Annotated in this window: 7 protein-coding genes; 4 read left to right on the forward strand and 3 right to left on the reverse strand. The window is 70.7% G+C overall.

Annotation, left to right across the window (positions count from 1 at the left end; translation table 11 throughout):
- Nucleotides 1-1,467 (forward strand): glycine cleavage T C-terminal barrel domain-containing protein (locus tag PLP61_RS14270; RefSeq protein ID WP_324503416.1); only part of this gene is annotated, 1,467 nt, incomplete at its 5' end.
- 4 nt (nt 1,468-1,471) lie between these two features.
- Here PLP61_RS14270 and PLP61_RS14275 read toward each other — a convergent pair.
- Nucleotides 1,472-1,942 (reverse strand): Dps family protein, encoded by a 471-nt coding sequence (locus tag PLP61_RS14275; RefSeq protein ID WP_324503417.1) that lies wholly within the window; start codon nt 1,940-1,942, stop codon nt 1,472-1,474.
- 174 nt (nt 1,943-2,116) lie between these two features.
- On the reverse strand, nt 2,117-2,635 hold the full coding sequence (locus PLP61_RS14280) for a hypothetical protein (protein ID WP_324503418.1): 519 nt from the start codon (nt 2,633-2,635) through the stop codon (nt 2,117-2,119).
- Between the two features lie 285 nt (nt 2,636-2,920).
- On the opposite strand from PLP61_RS14280, the gene PLP61_RS14285 reads away from it, so the two are divergent.
- The 3 genes from PLP61_RS14285 (at nt 2,921) to PLP61_RS14295 (ending at nt 5,100) form a co-directional block, all read left to right on the forward strand.
- A complete protein-coding gene (locus tag PLP61_RS14285) occupies nt 2,921-3,247 on the forward strand; it encodes a PadR family transcriptional regulator (protein WP_324503419.1) in 327 nt (108 codons plus the stop codon).
- Nucleotides 3,248-3,473: 226 nt separating this feature from the next.
- On the forward strand, nt 3,474-3,635 hold the full coding sequence (locus PLP61_RS14290; protein WP_324503420.1) for a hypothetical protein: 162 nt from the start codon (nt 3,474-3,476) through the stop codon (nt 3,633-3,635).
- Between the two features lie 172 nt (nt 3,636-3,807).
- On the forward strand, nt 3,808-5,100 hold the full coding sequence (locus PLP61_RS14295) for an HNH endonuclease signature motif containing protein (protein WP_324503421.1): 1,293 nt from the start codon (nt 3,808-3,810) through the stop codon (nt 5,098-5,100).
- Nucleotides 5,101-5,120: 20 nt separating this feature from the next.
- On the opposite strand, the gene PLP61_RS14300 is transcribed toward PLP61_RS14295, so the two are convergent.
- A partial coding sequence (locus tag PLP61_RS14300; RefSeq protein ID WP_324503422.1) for an AAA family ATPase occupies nt 5,121-5,734 on the reverse strand: 614 nt, incomplete at its 5' end.

The raw sequence follows: 5,734 nt of genomic DNA on the forward strand, positions 1-5,734 counted from the left end.
AGCTTCACCCCCGACAACCAGTTCCTGCTGGGGGAGGCGCCGGAGCTGCGAGGCTTCTTCGTCGGCGCAGGCTTCAACTCGGTCGGCATCGCCTCGGCCGGCGGCGCGGGCCGTGCACTGGCGGAGTGGATCATCGAGGGGGAGCCCACCTCCGACCTCCTGTCGGTGGACCTGCGCCGGTTCGCCCCGTTCAACGCCAACCACCGATGGCTGCGTGAGCGGGTCGTCGAGGTGCTGGGGGTCCACTACCAGGTGCCCTGGCCCAACCGGGAGCTGCAGACCGCGCGGCCCTTCCGGTGCTCGCCGCTGCACGACCGGCTGGCCGCGCGCGGCGCCGGCTTCGGCTCCCGCATGGGATGGGAGCGTCCCAACTTCTTCGCGCCCGAGGGGGAGTCGCCCGAGATCGAGTACGCCTGGGGGAAGCAGAGCTGGCTGCCCTGGTCCTCCGCCGAGCAGCTCGCCTGCCGGCAGGCGGTGGCGGTGTTCGACCAGACCTCGTTCTCCAAGTACGCCGTGTCCGGTCCGGGCGCGCTCGCGGCGCTCCAGTGGCTGTGCGGCAACGACGTGGACGTGCCGGTCGGCCGGTGCGTCTACACCCCGCTGCTCAACCGGCGTGGGACCTACGAGTCCGACCTCACGGTCACCCGGGTGGGCGCGGAGGAGTTCCTGCTGGTCAGCAGCTCGGCCACCACCGTGCGCGACCAGGACTGGATCCGCCGCAACCTGCCCGACCCGGAGAGTGTCCAGCTCAACGACGTGACCGCGGCGTACACCGTGCTGGGCGTGATGGGTCCCCGCTCGCGGGAGCTGCTGGGGCGGCTCACCGAGGACGACCTGTCCGAGGAAGGGTTCCCGTTCGCGAGCAGCCGGGTGGTCTCGCTGGGCTTCGCCACGGTGCGGGCGACCCGGATGACCTACGTGGGCGAGCTGGGCTGGGAGCTGCTGGTACCCGTGGAGTTCGCGACCGGCGTGTACGACGCCGTGATGGCTGCAGGGGTCGACCTCGGGGTGGCCGACGCGGGCTACTACGCGATCGAGTCGCTGCGGCTGGAGAAGGGCTACCGCGCCTTCGGTCGGGAGCTGACCCCCGACTACACCCCCATCGAGGCAGGACTGCTCTTCGCCACCAAGCTCAAGGGCGACACGGACTTCCTCGGCCGGGACGCCCTCGAGCAGCACCGCGCGGCGCTTGCGGCCGGTGGGCCTCGTCGCCGACTGGTGTCCTTCGTGGTCGAGGATCCCGACGCGATGCTCTGGGGCGGGGAGCTGGTGCTGGCCGGCGGCCGACCCGCCGGCCAGGTGACCAGCGCCGCGTGGGGGGCAACCGTGGGCGCCTGCACCGGGCTCGCCTACCTGCGTGCGGACGGCCCGGTCAGCTCCGACCTCCTCTCCGCAGGGGGCTTCGAGGTCGACGTCGCGGGTCGGCGGTACGCCGTACGGCTGTCCCTGAGGGCGCCGCTGGCCTAGCGGGTCAGGACTCCAGCATGCTCCGCAGCATCCACGCGGTCTTCTCGTGGACCTGCATCCGCTGGGTGAGCAGGTCGGCCGTGGGCTCGTCCCCGGCGGCGTCGGCCACCGGGAAGACGCCGCGGGCGGTGCGGACGACGGCCTCCTGGCCGGCGACCAGGTTCCGGATCATGTCCTCGGCGGACGGGACGCTGTCGTCCTCGGGGATGGACGTGAGCCGGCCATAGGCCGCATAGCTGCCCGGTGCCGGGTGTCCCAGGGCGCGGATCCGCTCGGCGATCTCGTCGACGGCGTTCGCCAGCTCGGTGTACTGCTGCTCGAACATCAGGTGCAGGGTGTTGAACTGCGGGCCGGTGACGTTCCAGTGGTAGTTGTGCGTCTTCAGGTACAGCGTGTACGAGTCGGCCAGGACGCGTGAGAGGCCCTCGGCGATCGACGCGCGCTCCTCGGTGGGGATCCCGATGTTGATGTCCATGTCTCCTCCTGGGGGCAGACGTACGGTGTCGTGCTCGTAGCGCCATTCTCGCATACTCTTGAATGATTCAAGAAAACGGCGCGACTCGGGGCGCGAGAAGGCAGGCCACCGCCGCGGGTCAGCGACCAGGTCGACGAGGACGTGGTCAGGCTGGTCTACGTTCCGGCGTGACGCTCAGCCGGCGAGAGCCGCGCAGATGTCCATCGAACGCCCACTGGTGGACAGCATCGTGAAGGTGCTGAACTGGTCGAACGTGTAGACGATGCGGCCGACGTACAGGGTGGTCGACGGTCCCGGTGGCGTGTCGCTCGGGAACATGATGATCACGTTGTGCCCCATCAGCGTGGCGGTGCTGACCCCGTTCGCACCCGGACGGGTGATGTTCACCGAGCCGTTGGCCTTGAGCGACAGCGATTCCTCACTCACGAGGTTGGTGAAGGTGAGTGCCTGACCCTTGCCCGCGGTGATCACGCGCGTGATGTTGCCCTCACGGTCGGTGAACACTCGCGTCGTGGGGGCATCGCCCATGACGTCGATACCGAGGGCGAAGTCCGCGCACGCCGTACCGGCAGGCAGCTCGATGTTGTGCGCGGCGGCCGTGGCGGGCGCGGTGCCGACCATGGCGGCAGCAAGGGCACCCGTGGCCGTCACCGTGGCCAGTCGACGGGTGATGGTGGTTCGACGGTAGGACATGGAGAACACCCCTTCTTGGTTGGGAGCCGATATCCAGGGCGGCTGACCCGTCCCGACTCAACTCAACTCAGGGCCCTCGATTCGGACGCTACTCCCGGGGGAGACGGTCAGCAATGGGGAGAACGTCGCGTCTCCGGTCGCTTCCTCTGGCTCGTCCGCGGCACGGTTGCCGAGGCGGCTGTGGGTCCGGCGGCCCGCAGCGTGCAGGGGGGAGGAGCCGGCTGATGCGATCTCGCGCCATGAATTAGTTGTACTCTACTTAGGGGACTAGGTAGAGTACAACGCATGACGGCAGTCCCACCGCGGATGACGTTGCCCACACAACTGGTGCTCCGGGCTCTACTGGAGGACCCGGGCGCGGAGCGTTATGGGCTGGAGATCGGCGATACCGCCGGTCTACCCAGCGGCACCATCCACCCGATCCTGGCTCGCCTGGAGCGGCTCGGCTGGGTGGAGTCACGATGGGAGGACGTCGACCCAAGTGAGGCCGGTCGTCCCGCCCGCCGCTACTACCGACTCACCACGGACGGCATCGAGCTGGCCCGCGATGGCCTCGCCCGCGCCTATCGCCCGCGCACCCGACTGACCCGCCCCCAGCCTGGGACGACGTGACGATATGCCGTCGCCGATCGCCCCAGGCGTCCACCGACCCGCCGCGATTGCGCTGGGCCTGGTAGGGCTCGGGGCGCGAATCCTCCCCGGCGCCGAGCGCAAGCGATACCACTGGGAGTTCGTCGCGGACCTCCACTACCTCGACCGCTCGCACCAATTGTCGTACGCGACTGGCGTTCTCTGCACCGCATGGACGCTGCGACGGCAGCTCACGAAGGAGCCCACCATGGACGACACCACCACCACGCCAGCGATCCCGCTGCTGTGCCGGCTCAACCTCCACCACCGCTATCAGTATGAGTACACCGAGGACGGCCGGCGCTACTCGCGCTGTGCACGGTGCGGGAAGGACGACCCGCACCTGGGCAGCCAGGGCCCGATTGGCTGAGCCCCCCGCTCGGTTCGAAAGGGTTCACGGGGCTCCGAAATCGTGACGGTTCTGTGTCCTGACGGTGGTGGACACCCCGAGTTCTGGGCGCAGGAATGTCGGTGCTCCCTGGTTGGGTGGGGGTATGGAAAGCTCACCGCGACCGATACCGCCGCCGGGGTCCCCGGCCGCCGTGCTGGCCGTGGCGCGGGCCGCCCGAGCCACCGAGCAGCGGGCGGCCACAGAGCTGCTGATGGCTGCGGTGGAGTGGGCCAGCATGCACGAGCCGGTCGATTCGGGCGACGCCGCGGCCTGGTGGTTGGGTGGCGAGATGGTCCCGCTGGCCGGGGACGGCGCCCCTCTGATCGCGGAGTACGCCGTCGCCGAGCTCGCCGCCGCGGTCGGGATGTCGACCGACGCCGGCCGCCGTCTGATCGGGCAGGGGCTGGAGCTGGCCCACCGGCTGCCGCGGCTGTGGGCGCAGACCGTGGCCGGGCGGCTGCCGGCGTGGCGGGCCCGGAGGGTGGCCGAGCACACCATGGGCCTTTCGGCCGAGGCCGCCGCGTTCGTCGACACCCATCTTGCGGCGGTGGCCGGCACGGTGAGCGTTGCCCAGCTGGACCGGCTGCTGACCGAGGCAAGGCGCCGCTTCCACGGCGAGGCCACTGGCCTCGACGAGCACCACACCCCGGATCGGCGCCACGTGCGGGTGGAGGCCGACCAGGTGTCGTTCGACGGCACCGTGCGGATCGACGCCGAGGTCGACCTGGGCGACGCGCTGGACCTGGAACGGGCGCTGGCGCTGACCGCCGGACAGCTGAAGGAGCTCGGCTCGTCGGAGTCGCTCGACGCCCGGCGCGCGACTGCGCTCGGTGAGCTGGCCAGGAACCAGCTCGTCCTGGACTTCTCACAGACGGGGCAGGAGCCGGCGGGCGCGCCGGGTCGCGCGCGAGCCAGGCGGCCGGTGACGCTGTACCTGCACCTGTCGGAGGAGGCGTTGAGCCAGGCGGCCGGCCAGGTGGGCCGGTGCGGCAACACCCGGACCCCGGTCGACCCCGCGAGGATCCGGGCCTGGTGCGGCCACCCTGACGCGCAGGTGACCGTCAAGCCGGTGCTCGACCTGGCCGGGCACGTCGCGACCGAGGCCTACGAGGTGCCCGACCGGTTGGCTGAGCAGGTCGAGCTGCGCGACGCCACCTGTGTCTTCCCGTGGTGTACTCGCCCGGCCCGGGGCTGCGACAAGGACCATGTGATCGCCTACGGGCGGGATGGCACGACCTGCTCGTGCAACCTTGCCCCGGTGTGCAGGCATCATCATCGGTTGAAGACCCACACCCCGTGGCGCTACCTCATGCCCGAGCCAGGGGTCTACGTGTGGACCAGCCCACACGGGTACGTGTTCCTGCGCGACCACACCGGCACGGTCGACGTCACGCCCGCCGGGTTGATCCCCATCCCCGGCTGCCGAGCCGCGGGCGGACCCTGACCGGTGGCGGGAGGCAGTGGTCACTGCCCGTAGAGATCCCGGATCACGTCCTCGATGTCGGGCTCGCGCAGCGAGAGGTCGGCGACGTCGTACGCCGCGGCGACGGCGGCGACGATGGGTGCCGCGCTGGCGTCGGCCGGGAAGGCCAGCCACTGTCGCGGCCCGTCCACCCGGACCACGTCGACCCCCGGGACCCGCACGGGGGGCGCCGCGTCGACCAGGTCGACGACCAGGGTGCGCCGGGAGCCGCCGCGTCGGTGCAGGGCCGTCAGGGAGCCGTCGAAGACCAGGGCCCCGTGGTCGATCACGATCACCCGGTCGCACAGCGCCTCGACGTCCTGCAGGTCGTGGGTGGTGAGCACCAGGGTCGTGCGGCGCTCGGCGTTGAGAGTGCGCAGGAACTCCCGCAGCCGACCCTTGCTCACCACGTCCAGGCCGATCGTCGGCTCGTCAAGGTAGAGGATCTCCGGGTCGTGCAGGAGAGCCGCGGTCAGGTCGCCGCGCATCCGCTGGCCCAGGGACAGCTGGCGGACCGGGGTGCCCAGCAGCTCCCCCAGGTCGAGCAGGGACACGAACCGGTCGAGGTTCTCCCGGTAGGTGCGGTCGGGGATGCGGTAGATCCTGCGCAGCAGGT

The organism is Nocardioides sp. (assembly GCF_035429765.1).
GTDB lineage: Bacteria > Actinomycetota > Actinomycetes > Propionibacteriales > Nocardioidaceae > Nocardioides.